Raw genomic sequence first — 17,256 nt, forward strand, 5'->3', positions numbered from 1 at the left:
GCAGCAACAAAGGTGCGTGTGTCCTTTGTAATACGGCCCACGTGCTGTGGCGTTGGCCGCAACGCCCGCACGCAGTCCCGCCGGCTGGCGCCACACGGCGAGGCGGCGCTACCTTAGCAGCAGCGGGCGCGTCCCGCGCAGCCGGTTCTGCGTGCCCCGGGCACGCAGTAGCTTTGTTCAACTTTTTTCCGTTATGCTCATGCGCTTTTGTTTACGATTTGCCCGCACGTTGGTGCCCGCGTTGTTCGGCCTGCTCCTTTTGACCGCGCCTGCTCACGCCCAAAACCAGAAAATTAAAATAAAGGGGAACGCCTCCTACCCCGCCGCCGAAGGCTTCGACGCGGCCGGCTCCGACGCCAAAGCCGTGGCCATTGCTGACCGCGCCATGCGCGAGATGGGCGGCTACGAAAACTGGAAAAACGCCCGCTACTTCGCCTGGAGCTTTTTTGGCGGCCAGTACCAAATTTGGGACAAATACACCGGCGATTTTCACTGGGAAAAAGACACCTTGGTGGCCAACTACAACCTAAACACCAAGCAAGGCCGCGTGTACAGCCGCGGCCAGGACATTTCGGCCTCGCCCACCGGCCAGAAGGTGCTGGACCGCATGACCGGCATCTGGATAAACAACGCTTACTGGCTGGTAATGCCGTTTAAGCTGAAAGATTCCGGCGTGACCCTCACCCACAAAGGCGAAGCCAAAACCATGGATGGCGCCACCGCCGACCTGCTGCAAATGACGTTCAAGAACGTGGGCGTGACGCCCCAAAACCGATACGAGCTGCTGGTGAACCGCGCCACCGGCCTAGTAGAAGAATGGGCGTACTTCGCCAACGCCACCGATGCCCAGCCGGGCTTCCGCCGCCGCTGGAACCAGTACACGAAGTTTGGCAACTTGCTGCTGGCCGCTGACCGCAGCGATGCCAGCAAGCCCACCCGCCTCGACAACATTGCCCAGGTGCAAACCCTGCCCGAAGGCGTGATGAGCAGCACCACGCCGGTAGCCAAAGTCAAATAGAACCACGTCTGCACAGCGCACCGTGCAGACGTGGCGCAGTACCGGGGGCCAATATGTTGCGCGGCTACTTCGCGCTGGGCCGCAATTCCCAGCACAGGGTTTCGATGGGCGCGGCGTGCAAAGCGCCCGCCAGCTCGGCATCGTCCTGGAACTGCAGCTGCGTGAGCACGCTGGTCTCCACGCTCACGGAGGCGGTTTTTTCGCGAAACGGCCAGGGGTGAATGATAACCGGGCCGCCGGGCTCGGGCTGGGCCAGGGTGTGCATGGTGCCATCGGGCCCGCGGTGGATTTCTACGGCGCGGCCCATTTCCGGGATTTCGTGCCGGCACAGGATGAGCGACAGCCGGTCGCACCAGTGCAGCAGGTCGTAGGCCTGCTGGGCTTCGGCCTTGGTAATCTTGAGGGCGCGGCGCCACTCCTGCTGGCGGGCCTTGAGGTAGTCGAGGAAAGAGGTTATTTCTTCGGTATCGCCCCGCATCCCTTCGTATAAACAGCTCAGGTGCAGGCTGGTGAGAAGGCTGCGCCAGCGCCCCTGGAAACGGGCTGCCGTGAGCACGCCGGTGGCCTGTTCCAGCGAAAATTCCTTTTGGGTGAAATTGGCCGGGGCGCCGGCGGGCGTGAGGCCGTGGTGCCCGCCGCGGCCCCGCCAGGCCGCCTGCTCGTCGTCGTGCTGGGCAATGGCGGCCATCAGCCCCACCCAGCGGTCGGGCTCCAGGGTGTGGGGCCAGTGCCAGGCCAGCTGCGTAGCCAGCAGGGCGTGGGCCTGTTGGTAAATAATTTGCCAGCCAGCGGGGGTGGAGTTTACTATCATCAGAAAACGAAGCCAAGTTTAGGCCTGTACAACTGTAAAAGAAGGGCCCGGGTTGTGCGCCCGGCCCCCCGCCACTCCATCCGCCACCGCGCCAACTCCGTGGCTCGCTCTTCGTAGTTCACCCATGCCCGAACCCCAGGAAAGCCGCCTGGCCCACGACCTGTTCACCCCGCTCACCGTGCGGCTCCCCGATGGCCGCACCCTGGGCTTGACGCGCTACGGCAATCCCACGCACCAGCCGGTGGTGTTTCACCACGGCTTTGGGTCCTCGGGCCGCGAACTGCCGCCCGCTACGGCCCTGCTGGCTCGCCTGCAGCTGCAGGTACTGGCCCCCGACCGGCCCGGCGTGGGCCAGTCCAGCGTGTATCGCCGCCTCACCTTTCCCTCCTTTGCCGATGACGTAGTGGCCATGCTCGACGCCCTGGAAATAGCCGGGCCAGTGGGCGTGATGGGGTGGTCGGTGGGTGGAGTGCACGCGCTGGCGCTGGCCGCGCGCTACCCGCAGCGGGTGGCCGCCGGGCAACTGCTCAGCACCTGCCTGCCGCTGGGCGAGCCCATTTCCTACCGGCACCTGTCGCCGCTGTGGAAGGCTCTGCGCTGGGGCCAGACCGGGTTTCCGTGGCTGAACCGGGCCACTTTTTTGTGGCTCAGCCGGCAGTGGGCCCGGCGCCCCGACACCACCATCAATTGGTTTATTCGCCTGATGTGGGAGGCGGAGCAGGACGTGACCGGCCGGCCCGGCTTCCGGGAGCTGCTGCGCGATGCGGCTGCGCAGGGCTTTGCGCACCACGGCCGCGGCGTGTACGACGACGCGCAGGCGTGGTGCGCCCCCCGGGCTTTGCCATTGAAGACGTGCAGGCGCCCATCAGCCTGTGGCACGGCACCGACGATGGCGTGTGGGCACCCGGCAACATTCCGTACCTGGCGAACCGGCTGCCCCGGGCCCACGTGCACCTGCTGCCCGGCGAGGGCCACATGCTGTACCTGGAAAACTGGGAGGCCATACTGACCGCAATGCGGACCTTGCTCGACGCAGCCGGCGCGGCCCCGGCCACCGGCAGCTGAAGGCACTTCATTAGCCCACAGCTATTCCCTCCGGCCCTGTCATGCTGAGCACGTGGCATTCATTGCTCAATTTATTGTAACCTTGCCGGACTGAATTCGCGCCTTATTCCCTTCCCTGCATGAAGCACGTTGTACCTACTTCTTCCCTTGCTCTGACATTATTTGTTCTCTTAACCGCGCTGGGCCCGGCCGCCCAGGCCCAACGGCCGGCTGCTGCTGGCGCGAAAAAGGTAGCACCCGCCACGCCAGCCACTTCCCTGGCCGCGCAGACCAAGGGCATGCAGAAATTCGACGGGTACTTCCCATTTTATTACGACCAGAAAACGGGCAAGGTGCTGCTGGAAATCGAGCGGTTCAACGAAGAATTTCTGTACTTCGGCTCCATGGCCAGCAGCGTGGGCAAGGGCATTGAGCGGGGCCAGAGCAACTCGGCCATTGCCAAGTTTATCCGGGTGGGCGGCAAAGTGCTGCTGGTGGAACCCAACTACGACTACCGCGCCGTAACCGACAACGCCGACGAGCAGCGCGCCGTGGACAATGCCTTTGCCAAATCGGTTATCTGGGGCTTTGTGCCAGTTGCCATCGAGGGCAACAAAGCCCTAGTGGACCTAACCCCATTTCTGGTGCGCGACAGCCAGAAAATTGCCGAAGGCCTGGGCAGCCGCGGCTACCAGGGCCCCGGCGCCAGCCTGATGGGCGGCCCCGGCGGCGGGCAGCCCATCAGCTATAAAGTCGACGAGTCGCGCTCGGCCGTGTACCTGGATAATACCCGCAACTTTCCCAAAAACTCGGAGTTTGAGGCCCTGGTTACGTTTACGAGCACCCCGGGGCGCGGCGCCGACAATCTCATTGCGCCCGACCCGAACGCCGTGACCGTGCAGATGCACCAGGCCTTCATTGCGCTGCCGGAAAAGGGCTTCCGCACCCGCAAGTTTGACCCACGCTCGGGCTTTCAGGACTTCAGCTACCTGGATTTTGCCGCGCCTATGAGCCAGCCGCTGGCCCAGCGCTTCACCGTGCGGCACCGGCTGGCCAAGAAAGACCCCGCGGCGGCCGTGAGCGAAGCCGTGGAGCCCATTGTGTACTACGTGGACCGGGGCGCGCCCGCCGCCATCAAAAAAGCCCTGCTGGAAGGGGGCGCGTGGTGGAACCAGGCCTTTGAGGCTGCCGGGTACCAGAATGCCTTTCAAATAAAAGAGCTGCCGGTGGGGGCCGACCCGCTGGACATACGCTACAACGTGGTGAACTGGATAAACCGCTCCGGCACCCCACGGGCGTACTCCTACGGGGCCTCGTACGTGGACCCGCGCACCGGCGAAATCATCAAGGGCGTGGTGTCGCTCGGCGCCGACCGGCACCGGCAGGACTACCTCATCGCCGAAGGCCTGCTGCAGCCCTACGAGGACGGCAAGCCCGTGCCCGAGCAGATGGAACAGCTGGCTTTGGCGCGCGTCCGCCAGCTGTCGGCCCACGAAATAGGCCACACCCTGGGGCTGCACCACAACTTCACGGCCAGCAGCAAAGACCGCGGCTCGGTGATGGACTACCCGTTCCCGCGCTTCACCATGCAGGCCGATGGCCGGCTTGACGTGTCGCAGGCCTACGCCACGGGCATTGGCAGCTGGGACAAGCGCGCCGTGCAGTGGGGCTACGCCGACTTTCCGGCGGGCACCGACGAAAACCAGGCCCTGGACCGCATCATGCAGGAGACGCTGCAGCAGGGCTTCCGCTTCATTCCCGACATTGGCGGCTACGCCCACCCGGCGGCCAACCAGTGGGACGAAGGCACGGACCCCGTGGCCCAGCTGACTTCCCTGATGGCCGTGCGCCGCAGCGTACTCGACCGCTTTTCGGAAAAAGCCATTCGGCCGGAGGCGCCCATGGCCACGCTGGAGGAGGTGCTGGTGCCCATTTACCTGCTGCACCGCTACCAGGTAGAAGCCGTGGCTAAGTCGCTGGGCGGGCAGTACTTCAGCCACGCCGTGAAGAACGATGGCCAGGCCCCCACCCAGATGGTGGAACCGGCCGTGCAGTGGCAGGCATTCAATGCGCTGCTGGCCACCATCTCGCCGGCCGCGCTGCAGCTGCCCGAGGCGCTGATTGCCAAGATTCCGCCCCGCCCCTCGGGCTACCCGGCCACGCTGGAAACCTTCGGCGGCTACACCGGCCCCACCTTCGACCCGCTGGCCGCCGCCGAAGCCGCCGCCGCGCCCACCATTGCCGCTATTCTGAGCCCCCAGCGCGCCGCGCGGCTGATTGAGTATCAGGCCCGCGACAGCAGGCAGCCCGGGTTCCAGCCCGTGGTGGAGCAGCTGCTAGCCAGCACTTGGCGCGCCAAGCCCGAAACCGGCTACGCCGCGCCCTGCAAACCGTGGTGAACAACCTGACCCTGCAGCACCTGCTGCAGCTGGCGGCCGACACCCGCGCTGCGGCCAGCGTGCGCGGCCAGGCGCTGCTGGCGGTAGACGGGCTGGAAAAATGGATGAGCAAGGAGGCCAAACGGGGCAAGGCCCCGCAGCAAGCCAACGTGTTGTTCGGGCTGTCGGAAATCCAGCGCTTCCGAGCCGAGCCCGGCAAGTTCACGCCGCCGCCAGCCGTGGAAATGCCTCCCGGAGCGCCCATCGGCATGCCAGGCATGGGGTTCATAGATTAAAAGTCTATCTGAATAGGCAAAAAATGAACGGTCATGCTGAGCTTGTCGAATAAGCTCTACGCTCAGGCTTTATTTTCACTTCTTTTTGTCCCCTTCCCGATGAAAAAACTTATTGCTTTCTGCTGCTGCTTAGCGCCTTTTCTGGCGGCGGCCCAGCCAAACACCGACATTTACCTTTTCGACCTGGCCGTGAAAGGCACGAAGGTGGTTCTGAGCAAGCCGCTCAACATCACGCCCCACGTGGGCTACGACAACCAGCCCTTCTTCCACCCCACGCAGCCGCTGGTGTACTACACGGCTGTGGCCGACAGCGGCCGGACCGACCTGCGGGCCTACAACTACCAATCAGCCCAAAGTCAGGCCATTACCACCACCCGCGAGCGGGAGTTTTCGCCCACCCTCACCGAAGACCAGCAGTTTCTGTCCTGCATCATTCAGCGCGACAACGGGAACCAGGACCTGGGCCAATATCCCTTGGCAGGCGGCCCGCCCACCGTGTTGATTGACAACCTGAAAGTGGGGTACCACGCCTGGATTGACCGCACCCGCCTGCTCTTGTTTGTGCTGGCAACGCCCGTCAACGCGCTGCACTACCACGACCTGGCCACCGGCCGCGACACCGTGGTGGCCCGCAACATTGGGCGTTCCATCAAGCGCATTCCCAACCAGGCGGCCATCAGCTTCATGCAACAAACCCCGGAGGGCACCTGGCTCATTCAGCGGTTCGATACGAAAACCCGCGCCATCACCACCATCGCGCCGGGCCTGGCAGGGTCAGAGGACGTGGCCTGGACGCGCAACGGGCTCATGCTAATGAGTAACGGCGAACAGATTTACAGCCGCCGCCCCGGTGCCCGCGGCACCTGGCAGCCCGTGACGATAAAAGGGGCCCCCACGGCGCTGAAGAAAGCCAGCCGCCTGGCCATCAACGCTGCTGCTGATAAACTGGCGGTGGTAGTGGACGAATAGCGCCGGAATTTCCGGCGAGGTTAACGCGTTGCCAAATAGCGCATTACCATAAAAAAGACCTCGTGCTCAACTTCCTGCCGGAGGCTGAACACGAGGCCTTTTCATAGCGAGAATAAAAAAAAGGCTACGCCGGCTGCATCTCTTTCAAGTGCAGCAGCATATCGGCTGTCATTTTATCCAGGTCGAAATCGGGCTGCCAGCCCCAGTCCTGCCGGGCCTTCGAGTCGTCGATGCTGGCGGGCCAGGAGTCGGCGATTTGCTGGCGGCCGTCGGGCTGGTAGGTGACGTTGAAATCGGGCAGGTGGCGCTGGATGCTGGCGGCGCTTTCGGCGGGCGAGAAGCTCATGGCGCCCAGGTTGTAGCTGGTGCGCACCTTGATTTGGTCGGCCGGGGCGTGCATCAGGTCCAGCGTGGCTTTGAGGGCGTCGGGCATGTACATCATGGGCAGGTAGGTGTCCTCGCTCAGGAAGCACTCGTAATTCTCGCCGGCCACGGCCTTGTGGTAAATGTCCACGGCGTAGTCGGTGGTGCCGCCGCCGGGCAGGCTCTTGTAGCCGATGAGGCCGGGGTAGCGCAGGCTCCGCACGTCCAGGCCGTGCTTGCGGTGGTACCATTCGCACCACTGCTCGCCGGCCAGCTTGCTGATGCCGTACACCGTATTCGGGTTCATGATGGTGACCTGCGGCGTGTTGTCGCGCGGGGTGTCGGGGCCGAACACGGCAATACTGCTGGGCCAATACACCTGGGCCACGCCGTGGGCCACGGCCGCTTCGAGCACGATGAGCAGGCCGTCCATGTTCAGCTGCCAGCCGAAAAGCGGGTTTTTCTCTGCCGTGGCGGAGAGCAGGGCCGCGAGGTGGTAAATCTGCTTGGGGCGGTATTGGCGAATGAGCTTATCGAGGCGCGAGCGGTCGAGCACGTCGAGCAGCTCGAAAGGGCCGCCGGCCAGCAGCTCGGGGTTTTTGGGGGGCCGCACGTCGGCGGCTACCACGCAGTTGGGGTCGTAGCGCTGGCGCAGGGCCGCTACCAGCTCAAGGCCCAGCTGGCCGCAGGCGCCAATAACCAGCACGGAGCCGGGTAAAACAGGGATTTCAGTGTCGCCGGGAGTGGTGGCCATGCGCGGAGTCGGGGTTGGGTGGGATGGTGGGAATGCAGATGAAGGTGCAAAGATACCGGGCCGGCCGTCGCCACAGCAGCTGTTGCGCGCTACGGTATATTTGGCCCCATGTATAAGCGCGTTTTTTTTATAGGTTTTATCAGTTTATGGATGCTGCTGGCGAGAAGCGCGGCCAGTGGCCAGCCACCAGCGGCGGTTTCCCCACCCCGCTACCGCAACCTGGTGATGGAAGGCGGCGGCATTCGCGGCATTGCCTACGGCGGCGCCCTGCAGGAGTTGGAACAACAAGGCGTCCTCGCGGGCATCACGCGGGTGGGCGGCACCTCAGCGGGCGCCATTCAGGCGGCGCTGCTGGCGGTGGGCTACTCAGCCAGCGAAATTGTTGCGGTGGTGAATGCCACGCCCGTGCAGCGCCTCAACGATGGCCGCTTCATCTTTTTCGGCGGCAGCCACCGGCTGGTAAAGCAGTACGGCTGGTACCGCGGCGATGAGTTCGCCACCTACCTCAGCGAACTGGTGGCCCGCAAAACCAAGCAGCCCGACCTGACGCTGGGCGAGCTGCACGCCCTGGCCCTGGCCCAGCCCACGCGCTTCCGCGACCTCTACACCACCGGTACCAACCTCACCACCCAGCGCGTGCAGGTGTTCAGCTACGAAACCACGCCCGCCATGCGCGTAGCCGACGCCGTGCGCATTAGCATGAGCATTCCGCTGTATTTCCGGGCCGTGCTGCTCGATGCGCAGAACAACGTCATTACCGGCACGCCCACGCCCGGCCAGCCCGTTCAGGTACTGGTGGATGGCGGCCTGCTGGCGAATTACCCCGTCGATTTATTCGACAAGCCCCGCTACCTGCCCGCTGGCACCGCCGCCACGCCCGATGCCAGCGGCAACGTTTTCAACCCCGAAACCCTGGGCCTACGCCTCGACCGCGCCGAGCAGATTCCGATGGATACGGCCACCACCGGCCGCCGCCAGCTGGCCCCGTACGACATTCAGGATTTCAACACCTATGTGGGCGCCCTCTACACCGTAGCCCTCGAAAACCTCAACCCCGTGCAGCCGCAGGACTGGAAACGCACCGTGAGCATCAACTTTCTGGGCTTTAGTCCCAAAATCAAGCGGGTGACAGATGTAGAGAAAAAGGCGCTAATGGATAGCGGGCGTGAGGGAGTGAAGGCGTTTATGGCGCGGCAGCCCAAGTAAGGCCAAGAAGGACCGTTCATGCTGAGCACCGCCGAAGCATCTCGCCCGCAACGCGGTTGTACGGCTGGCACGCTACAACTGTGTAATTTTGCTTCACTACTTCTCACCACTTCCCACCGACCCATGTACGCCACTCTCCAGCCCGACCTCACGCAGCAGCTTCAGGAAATAAAGGATGCCGGCCTTTTCAAGAAGGAGCGCATCATTACCTCGCCCCAGGGCGCCGAAATTGAAACCGACGAGGCCGGCGAAGTGCTGAACTTCTGCGCCAACAACTACCTGGGCCTAAGCTCGCACCCCGAGGTGATTGCCGCCGCCAAAGCCGCTATTGATTCGCACGGCTACGGCCTGTCGTCGGTGCGCTTCATCTGCGGCACCCAGGATATTCACAAAGAGCTGGAAGCCAAGCTGGCCGAGTTCCTGGGCACCGAGGACACCATTCTCTACGCCGCGGCTTTCGACGCCAATGGCGGGGTATTTGAGCCGCTGTTCAACGAGCAGGACGCCATCATTTCCGATGCGCTGAACCATGCCAGCATCATCGACGGCGTGCGCCTGTGCAAGGCCCAGCGCTACCGCTACCTCCACAACGACATGGCCGACCTGGAAAAGCAGCTCCAGGACGCCCAGGCCAAGGGCTCGCGCCACCGCATCATCGTCACGGACGGCTCGTTCTCGATGGACGGCACCATTGCTCGGCTCGACCTCATCTGCGACCTCGCCGACAAATACCAGGCCTTAGTGATGGTGGACGAATGCCACAGCAGCGGCTTCCTGGGCAAAACCGGCCGCGGCACTCACGAGCTGCGCGACGTGATGGGCCGCGTCGACATCATCACCGGCACGCTGGGCAAGGCCCTGGGCGGCGCCATGGGCGGCTTTACGTCGGGCCGCAAAGAAATCATCGACATGCTGCGCCAGCGCAGCCGGCCGTATCTGTTCTCCAACACCCTGGCGCCCGCCATCGTGGGCGCCTCACTGCGCGTGCTACAGTTGCTGACGGAAAGCACCGCCCTGCGCGACCAGCTCGAAGAAAACACTACCTACTTCCGCGAAAAGATGACGGCCGCCGGCTTCGACATTCGTCCCGGGCAGCACCCCATCGTGCCCGTCATGCTCTACGATGCCAAGCTGGCCCAGGAATTCGCCGCCAAAATGCTCGACAAGGGCATTTACGTGGTGGGCTTCTACTACCCCGTGGTGCCGCAGGGCCAGGCCCGCATCCGGGTGCAGCTCAGCGCCGGACACACCCGCGCGCACCTGGACAAGGCCATTGCCGCCTTCATCGCCGTGGGCAAAGAGCTGGGCACGCTGAAAGATTCCGGCGCAGCGGCTGACGCACCCCGAGGCGAGCAGGTGGTGACCAACACGCCCTGATTTTTAGCCAAATAATCAAGCCAAAAAAAACCGCTTCCTTGCACAGGAAGCGGTTTTTTTTGGGCCTTCGCAGGATGGAGGCTAGGCGGCTTTAAAGCCTGTGGCCTGGCGCACGCTGCGCTCGTTGCCACTCACGGGGTCGGCGTAGGAATGGTCGCTCACTTCCACCGACAAGCGCTTGCCGATGAGCTGCTTGGTGTCGAGGTCTTTGCCTTCTTCGGGCTTGATGCCCGCGGCCGAATACAGCTGCAGGATGATGGGATGGCCGGCTTCGGAATTGTAGAAGCGCTGCGATACATAACCATCTTCGCTTTCCATGCGGGCAGCGAAAAAAGGCACATTTTGGTGCTCGCTGGTGCCTTCCTCAATGGCGGTGATTTCGACCACGTGGCGGCCGTCGGGCAGGAAGCCTTTGTCCTGGCCTGCTTCAACTGAGATTTTCATATAACTAAATTTATTGGGGACCTCAAACTAATTACATTAGCTTAAACGAGGCTCCTGCAGCAGGGTTACGCCCAAGCCGCAGCTGACGCCGGCCGGCTGTATTTGTCGCTCTTCTGGCGTTGTTCCACTCAGGCCGCTTTCACGCCTACCGAACTGCTGGAGCTGGCGGCCGGGCGGCCGGTGCCGCTGCTCAGCAGCCACTCGTTGAGGCGGTTGCGCAGCTCGGAGGTGGCCAGGTTGCGGTATACTTCGCCCCGATACACCAAGCTCATAGCGCCGGTTTCTTCGCTCACCACCAGCACCACGGCGTCGGTGACTTCGCTCAGGCCGATGGCGGCCCGGTGACGCAGGCCGAGCGAGGCGGGCACGTCGGGGTTTTCGCTCACGGGCAGAATGCAGCGGGCGGCCTGGATGCGGCCGTTGGCCACAATCACGGCGCCGTCGTGCAGGGGGCTGGTTTTATTGAAAATGGAAAGCAGCAGCCGCTTGCTGATTTCAGCGTCGAGCCGGTCGCCGGATTCGGCATACGGGGTGAGGTCGGAGGCCTGGGCGAAGCAGATGAGGGCGCCGGTAAACTTGTTGGAAAGGCTTTTGGCGGCCTCCACGAAGGGGCCCACCGACAGGGGCGTGGCCGTGGCGGGGCGGCCCCACTTCCAGCCGCGCACCCGTTCCAGGGCCGTGGCTTTGCCCACGCTCAGCAGAAACCGCCGGATTTCCTGCTGAAACAAAATGATGCTGGCCAGCACGCCCACGCTCATAAACTGCCCCAGGATTTTGGTGAGCAGCTCCATGCCGGTGGCTTTCACCACGAGGTAGAGCAGGTAGATGGACACCAGGCCCAGGGCCACATTCAGGGCCACCGACCCGCGCAGCAGCTTGTAGAGCTGGTAGAGCAGGATGGTCACCAAAAGCACATCGGCCGCGTCAATCCAGCCGAAATGCAGGAAATTGATGGGGAAAGGGCCGGACATATGGCGGGGCTGAAGAAAAGTGCGGCAGACAGGGAGCCGTGGGTAAAAGAGACGCTCCGGAGCGGGGCCGTTGCACGGCAAGCCTACCAGCACTCAAATTACGGCCTTTATTCCGCCATTGGAAAGGTATTCGCAAATAATTGTATGGTTTGATGGGCTTCGGCCACGTCGTGCGCCCGCAGCAGCCGGGCCCCGCCCTGCAGCGCCACCATGTGCAGGGCAGTGGTACCGTTGAGGGCCGAATCGGGACTGAGCCCCAAAGGCCCGTACACCATTTTCTTGCGCGACAACCCGGCCAGCATGGGCCGCCCCAGGGCCTGCAGCTCCGGCAGGCGGCGCAGCAGCTCGTGGCTCTGGGCGGCGGTTTTGGCAAAGCCGAAGCCGGGGTCGAGCAGCACATCGACCACGCCGGCCTGGCGCAGGGCCACAAGACCGTCGCGGAAGTGGCGCAGCAGGATGAGCACCAGGTCGTCGTCGTAGTGCGTGAGGCGGGTCATGGTTTGGGGCGTGCCGCGCAGGTGCATCAGCACGTAGGGCGCCCGCAGGCGGCCCACGGTGGCAAACATGGCCGCGTCGAGGGTACCGCCGCCCACGTCGTTCACCATGTCGGCCCCGGCGACCACCGCGGCGTGGGCCACGCGGGCCCGGAAAGTGTCGACGGACAAAAAGGCTTCTGGAAACTCCTGGCGTAGCAGCTGCACGGCGGGCAGCAGCCGCCGGGTTTCTTCGGCTTCCGAAATATCGTCGGCGCCGGGCCGGGTGCTGTAGGCGCCTAGGTCGAGCACGGCGGCTCCGGCGGCCAGCATGGCTGTGGCCCGCGCGAGCAGGTCTTGTTCCGAAGCCACGCGGCTGCCGGCGAAAAAAGAGTCGGGCGTGAGGTTGAGGATGCCCATCACCCGCGGCTGGTGCAGGCTGAGCAGCCGGCCGTGGGGCGAGAGGAGCGAATTGGGGTAAGAGGGAAAGAGGGCAGGAGAGTAGGAGGGCATGAGCGTGGCCGGACGGAACAAGGGCTCAATATCCGTAGACGGTAGCGAACTTGCAGCGGCGATGGGCACCTGATTACATTCCCTCTTCCCCCTGCCCTCTTCCCCCCTGACCTCTTCCCCCCTGCCCCAACCGTGCAAACTCCCGACCACTACGACCTGCTGCTGGACCGCTGCCGCACCCTGTTTCTGGCCAAAACCCACGACTACGGCACGGCCTGGCGCATTCTGCGTCTGCCGTCGGTCACGGACCAGATTTTCATCAAAGCCAACCGCGTCCGCACCATCCAGGAAACCGGCGTGCAGCTGGTGGCCGACGACGTGAACGAGGAGTTCGTGGCCATCGTCAACTACTGCCTCATTGCTCTGATGCAGCTGCACCTGCCCGCCGGCACCCCGCTGGACATGAGTGCCGAGGCCGTGGCCGCCGCCTACGACCATGAGGCAGCCGAAAACCGCCGCCTGCTGCTGGCCAAAAACCACGACTACGGCGAAGCCTGGCGCCAGATGCGCGTGGCCAGCATCACGGACCTCATTCTGATGAAGCTGCACCGCGTGAAGCAGCTCGAAAACATCGGCGGCGACGCCTGGGTGAGCGAGAGCGTGGAAGGCAGCTACCGCGACATGCTGAACTACGCCGTGTTCGCGCTGATTTTGCGCGGCGAGGAATAGCTAACGCAGCAACCGCCAACAAGAAAGTCGTGTCCAGCACGACCGCGCAGTTATCGCGGCCCACCACCAAACCAAACTTTGCGCGCTGTCCAGCCGTTTGCCACGGACTTACTTTGTCTTATGTCAACTCCTAGTTTCAGTACCGAAACGGCACCAGTGCCGCACCCGCTACGCACCCTCACCCGCATTGCGTGGTTTTTGCTGGGGGCGTTATTCATCTTTTCCGGTCTTATCAAGCTGAACGACCCGGTGGGCACGGCCATCAAGCTGGAAGAATACTTTGAGGTCTTCGCCGTCGATTTTGGCTCGTTCTTTCTCTATTTCAAAGGCATTGCGCGCACCCTTTCCATTGTGCTCAGCTCGATGGAGGTGATTTTGGGCGTGGCCCTGCTCCTGCGCTGGCACATGCGCCACACGTTGTGGGCGCTGCTGACGCTGCTGGTATTCTTCACCTTTCTGACATTCTATTCGGCCGCTTTCAACAAGGTGACCGACTGCGGCTGCTTCGGCGACTTCATCAAGCTCACGCCCTGGACGTCGTTTGCCAAAGACGTGTTTTTGCTGGTGCTGTGGGCCATTGTGTTCTTCAACCAGCGGTTTTTGCGCCACGCCTACGTGCAGGGCACGCAAGGCATTATGACCATGACGTTTGTTTCGGCCATTGCCATTGGCATTGGGATGCGGGCGCTGGGCCACCTGCCGTATCTTGACTTTCTGCCCTACAAGGTGGGCAACGACATTGGTAAACTGATGAAGCCTGCCGAGCCCGCCCGCTACCGATACACCATGACGCGCAATGGCGAAACCAAGGAGTTTGACAAGTACCCCACCGATTCCACTTGGCAGTACCAAGCCATGGCGACCCTCAACCCGGAGCAGTCGCGCCCAGTCATCACCGATTTTGAGATTTCGGACGTGAACGGCAACTCCTACACCGGGGAATTGCTCAAGGGCAACAAGCTGGTACTCATCGTGCAGAACACTAACAAGACCGACCGCGACCGGTTTGAGGCCATCAACGCGCTGATGACCGCCGCCGCCAAGTCGCGCAAAGACATCACGGCGCTCACCATCACCAGCACCAGCCCGGCTAAGTTCGACTCGTTCCGGCACGACATGAACCTGTCCGGCCCCTACTACTTTGCCGACGCCACGGTGCTCAAATCCATCATTCGCTCCAACCCCGGCCTGGTCATTCTGAACAATGGCGTGGTACAGGCTAAGTACCATTACCACGACATCCCCGAGCTGTTTGAGGTAGAGAAAGCGCTGGCGCAAACCTTCCGATAACCCGGCAGCTGCTTCGGCGTCGGACTGCTCACACTGATTGGTTACCTCCATGCTTTCTTTTATCCTCCGTCGTTTGGCCCAGGGCCTGCTGGTTTTGGTGGGGGTGGCCTGCACGGTGTTCCTGCTGTTCAACGTGCTGCCCGGCGACCCGGCCGCCCTACTAGCCGGCCAGCGCACGGACCTGGCCACCAAGGCCGCCATCACCGCCGACCTGGGCCTGGACAAGCCGCTGCCGGCCCGCCTGGCGGGCTACCTCAACGACGTGTCGCCACTGGGCCTGCACCCGCGCGACTCGGCCGGCCAGGCGCGCTACGGCGGCGTGGCGCTGCTGCCGCTGGGCGGCCAGGCCCTGGTGTTGAAGACGCCCTACCTGCGGCGCTCTTTTCAAAGCAACAAGGACGTGCTGCGCATTCTGCTCGATTATTTCCCCGGCACCATGTGGCTGGCGCTGGCGGCCATGGTCATTGCCAGCATCGGGGGCGTGGCGTTTGGAGTGGCGGCGGCGCTGCGGCCCCAGTCCGGGCTCGACCGCACGCTGGTGACCACCTCGGTGCTGGGCATTTCGGTGCCGTCGTTTGTGGCCGCCATTGTCATTGCCGTCACGTTTGGCTTCTACTGGAGCCACTGGACCGGCCTGAGCCTGACCGGCCAGCTGTACGAAACCGACCCTTTCACGGGCGAAAGGCACCTGGTGCTGCGCAACCTGCTGCTGCCAGCCATTGCGCTGGGCATCCGGCCGCTGGCCATTATCACGCAGCTCACGCGCTCCAGCATGCTCGACGTGCTGAGCCAGGACTACATCCGCACGGCGCGGGCCAAGGGCCTGAGCCAGCGGGCCACCGTGCTGCACCACGCCCTGCGCAACGCCCTCAACCCGGTGGTCACGGCGGTGTCGGGGTGGCTGGCGTCGCTCATGGCGGGCGCGTTTTTCATCGAGTACATCTTCAACTGGAAAGGCCTGGGCACTGTGACGCTGCGGGCCGTGGAAAACCTGGACTTCCCGGTGGTGATGGGCGCAACCCTGTTTGTGGCGGCGCTGTTCGTGGTCATAAATATTGTGGTCGATGTGTTGTATGCAGTGCTCGACCCACGCGTAAAACTCAGCTAGACCGTGAAACTCTTCCTCATTGGCATGCCCGGCTCGGGCAAAACGACGCTGGGCCGGGCCTTGGCCGACCATTTCTCGCTGCCGTTTCTGGACCTCGATGCCGAGATTGTGGCGCGGGCCGGACAGGTCATTCCCGCTATTTTTCTGCAGCATGGCGAGGCGCATTTCCGTCAACTGGAGGCCGACACGCTGCGCGAAGTCACGGCGCAGCCCGGCCCGCTGGTGCTGGCTACCGGGGGCGGCACGCCCTGTTTCCACCACAATCTGGCGGTGCTGCAGGCCCACGGCGTCACCCTTTGGCTCGATGTGCCGGTGCCCCTGCTCGCGGCCCGGCTGGCGGCGGCGGCCGAAACCAAAAGCCGGCCCCTGCTGGCTACCAGCGGCCCCACCGAAAAGTGGCTGCTCGAAACCCTAAGCACGCGTACGCAGTTTTACCAGCAGGCCCGGCTGCGCTGCCCGGCCGATGCCTGCACGGCCACAGCCGTGGCTGCCCAACTGGCCGCTGCGGGCATTGTGCTGAGCGAAAACACGTGATTACCGCTTGGCGCGTAAATTTGTTAATTACTATCGTTCGACGTAAGCTACCTCTATGCAATCAGTAACCACCGAAGAACCAGGCGTTATGCCCACGCCTGCTGCTGCCTCGGCCTCCGTTCGGCCCAAGCACAAAGGCTCGGCACAGCTGTTCAAAAACCCTGTTCTGGAGCGTCTTTCGCACACGCACATCGCGCTGCCGGTAGGAATTTTCGCGGCCACGGCCGCTTTAAGTCTGTATTACGGCCTCACCCACGGCTTTATGACGGGGCTGGCGGCGCTGGGGCTTTTCCTGGCAGGCTTGTTTGCGTTCACCTTCGCGGAGTACGCGGTGCACCGCTACCTGTACCATATTCCGGCCACCACCCCGGGCCGGGCCAAGTTCCAGTACACCTTCCACGGCGTGCACCACGAGTACCCCAAGGATAAGACGCGGCTGGCCATGCCGCCCATTGTCACGGTCTTTGTGGCGTCGCTGCTGTTCTTTATTTTCCGCTTCAGCTTCGGCTCGTATGCGTTTGGGCTGCTTTCGGGCTTCACGTTTGGGTACGCCATGTACCTGTTTGTGCATTATGCCATTCACGCCTATTCGCCGCCCAAAAACTTCCTGAAAGTGTGGTGGACGCACCACAGCCAGCACCACTATCGGCAAGATGAAGTGGCTTTTGGCGTGTCGAGCACCCTCTGGGACCACCTCATTGGCACCATGCCTACCAAGAAAGCCGGATAGAGTTTTCACTGCTTTCTCACAACAAAAAAGGGCGCCTCCGCAGTGGAGGCGCCCTTTTTTGTTTGCGCTTTGATGGTCCTACACGCGCGGGCCGCGCATTTTTCTTACCACGAACCAGAGCAGGAACACCACCACCAACACCAGAATAATGCCGGTATAGGCACCCGCCTTAAAGATACCTGCAATGGCGTCGCAGCCGGTGAGCGTGGTAGCCAGTGCAAACAGGAACAAAAACAGGGAGTAGCGCGAGAGATTCATGACAAGGAAAAGAAGAGGATTAAAGAGGTAGCCGGGCGTCAGTGCGCCGG

The 17,256-nt window shown here is 63.0% G+C and carries 18 protein-coding genes; 12 read left to right on the forward strand and 6 right to left on the reverse strand.

Annotation, left to right across the window (positions count from 1 at the left end):
- Positions 1 to 193 precede the first annotated feature (193 nt).
- Positions 194 to 1,018: a hypothetical protein gene (locus BEN47_RS15310; protein ID WP_158011044.1), complete on the forward strand. Its 825-nt coding sequence runs from the start codon at positions 194 to 196 to the stop codon at positions 1,016 to 1,018.
- Between the two features lie 64 nt (positions 1,019 to 1,082).
- Here the strand turns inward: BEN47_RS15310 and BEN47_RS15315 are convergent, their stop codons facing one another.
- Positions 1,083 to 1,829 (reverse strand): DUF3891 family protein, encoded by a 747-nt coding sequence (locus BEN47_RS15315; protein WP_070729390.1) that lies wholly within the window; start codon positions 1,827 to 1,829, stop codon positions 1,083 to 1,085.
- A gap of 124 nt (positions 1,830 to 1,953) precedes the next feature.
- On the opposite strand from BEN47_RS15315, the gene BEN47_RS15320 reads away from it, so the two are divergent.
- The 4 genes from BEN47_RS15320 (at position 1,954) to BEN47_RS15330 (ending at position 6,516) form a co-directional block, all read left to right on the forward strand.
- Entirely contained in the window at positions 1,954 to 2,838 is an 885-nt protein-coding gene (locus BEN47_RS15320; RefSeq protein WP_070729392.1) for an alpha/beta fold hydrolase, read from the forward strand.
- Between the two features lie 175 nt (positions 2,839 to 3,013).
- Positions 3,014 to 5,272: a zinc-dependent metalloprotease gene (locus BEN47_RS15325; protein ID WP_239691627.1), complete on the forward strand. Its 2,259-nt coding sequence runs from the start codon at positions 3,014 to 3,016 to the stop codon at positions 5,270 to 5,272.
- Positions 5,269 to 5,547: a hypothetical protein gene (locus BEN47_RS22285; protein WP_239691628.1), complete on the forward strand. Its 279-nt coding sequence runs from the start codon at positions 5,269 to 5,271 to the stop codon at positions 5,545 to 5,547. The genes BEN47_RS15325 and BEN47_RS22285 overlap by 4 nt, the downstream gene beginning before the upstream one ends.
- 99 nt (positions 5,548 to 5,646) lie before the next feature.
- Positions 5,647 to 6,516 carry a TolB family protein gene (locus BEN47_RS15330; protein WP_070729394.1) on the forward strand — a complete coding sequence of 290 codons (870 nt, stop codon included), beginning with the start codon at positions 5,647 to 5,649 and terminating at the stop codon, positions 6,514 to 6,516.
- 124 nt (positions 6,517 to 6,640) lie between these two features.
- Here BEN47_RS15330 and BEN47_RS15335 read toward each other — a convergent pair whose 3' ends face one another.
- Complete coding sequence (locus BEN47_RS15335) at positions 6,641 to 7,633, reverse strand: NAD-dependent epimerase/dehydratase family protein (protein ID WP_070729396.1); 993 nt, start codon at positions 7,631 to 7,633, stop codon at positions 6,641 to 6,643.
- Positions 7,634 to 7,741: 108 nt separating this feature from the next.
- On the opposite strand from BEN47_RS15335, the gene BEN47_RS15340 reads away from it, so the two are divergent.
- Both BEN47_RS15340 and kbl read left to right on the forward strand, forming a co-directional pair.
- Complete coding sequence (locus BEN47_RS15340) at positions 7,742 to 8,839, forward strand: patatin-like phospholipase family protein (RefSeq protein ID WP_083322472.1); 1,098 nt, start codon at positions 7,742 to 7,744, stop codon at positions 8,837 to 8,839.
- 123 nt (positions 8,840 to 8,962) lie between these two features.
- On the forward strand, positions 8,963 to 10,216 hold the full coding sequence (gene kbl / locus BEN47_RS15345) for a glycine C-acetyltransferase (RefSeq protein ID WP_070729401.1): 1,254 nt from the start codon (positions 8,963 to 8,965) through the stop codon (positions 10,214 to 10,216).
- An 81-nt stretch (positions 10,217 to 10,297) separates the two neighbouring features.
- Here the strand turns inward: kbl and BEN47_RS15350 are convergent, their stop codons facing one another.
- From BEN47_RS15350 to folP, 3 genes are all read right to left on the reverse strand, one after another.
- Positions 10,298 to 10,660: a hypothetical protein gene (locus tag BEN47_RS15350; protein ID WP_070729402.1), complete on the reverse strand. Its 363-nt coding sequence runs from the start codon at positions 10,658 to 10,660 to the stop codon at positions 10,298 to 10,300.
- A 128-nt stretch (positions 10,661 to 10,788) separates the two neighbouring features.
- A complete protein-coding gene (cdaA, locus tag BEN47_RS15355) occupies positions 10,789 to 11,631 on the reverse strand; it encodes a diadenylate cyclase CdaA (RefSeq protein ID WP_070729404.1) in 843 nt (280 codons plus the stop codon).
- A 107-nt stretch (positions 11,632 to 11,738) separates the two neighbouring features.
- Positions 11,739 to 12,617 (reverse strand): dihydropteroate synthase, encoded by an 879-nt coding sequence (folP, locus tag BEN47_RS15360; protein ID WP_070729472.1) that lies wholly within the window; start codon positions 12,615 to 12,617, stop codon positions 11,739 to 11,741.
- Between the two features lie 132 nt (positions 12,618 to 12,749).
- On the opposite strand from folP, the gene BEN47_RS15365 reads away from it, so the two are divergent.
- The 5 genes from BEN47_RS15365 (at position 12,750) to BEN47_RS15385 (ending at position 16,948) form a co-directional block, all read left to right on the forward strand.
- Entirely contained in the window at positions 12,750 to 13,286 is a 537-nt protein-coding gene (locus BEN47_RS15365; protein WP_070729406.1) for a DUF1599 domain-containing protein, read from the forward strand.
- Positions 13,287 to 13,406: 120 nt separating this feature from the next.
- Complete coding sequence (locus tag BEN47_RS15370) at positions 13,407 to 14,576, forward strand: BT_3928 family protein (protein WP_070729410.1); 1,170 nt, start codon at positions 13,407 to 13,409, stop codon at positions 14,574 to 14,576.
- A gap of 49 nt (positions 14,577 to 14,625) precedes the next feature.
- Positions 14,626 to 15,684, forward strand: a complete 1,059-nt coding sequence (locus BEN47_RS15375) for an ABC transporter permease (protein WP_070729411.1) — start codon at positions 14,626 to 14,628, stop codon at positions 15,682 to 15,684.
- Positions 15,685 to 15,687: 3 nt separating this feature from the next.
- The gene (locus BEN47_RS15380; protein WP_125921711.1) at positions 15,688 to 16,218 is read left to right on the forward strand and encodes a shikimate kinase; all 531 of its coding nucleotides are present in this window, start codon (positions 15,688 to 15,690) and stop codon (positions 16,216 to 16,218) included.
- Between the two features lie 55 nt (positions 16,219 to 16,273).
- A complete protein-coding gene (locus BEN47_RS15385) occupies positions 16,274 to 16,948 on the forward strand; it encodes a sterol desaturase family protein (protein ID WP_083322473.1) in 675 nt (224 codons plus the stop codon).
- A gap of 78 nt (positions 16,949 to 17,026) precedes the next feature.
- On the opposite strand, the gene BEN47_RS15390 is transcribed toward BEN47_RS15385, so the two are convergent.
- Complete coding sequence (locus tag BEN47_RS15390) at positions 17,027 to 17,206, reverse strand: hypothetical protein (RefSeq protein ID WP_070729416.1); 180 nt, start codon at positions 17,204 to 17,206, stop codon at positions 17,027 to 17,029.
- Positions 17,207 to 17,256 lie beyond the last annotated feature (50 nt).

The sequence above is a fragment of the Hymenobacter lapidarius genome, assembly GCF_001816145.1.
GTDB lineage: Bacteria > Bacteroidota > Bacteroidia > Cytophagales > Hymenobacteraceae > Hymenobacter > Hymenobacter lapidarius.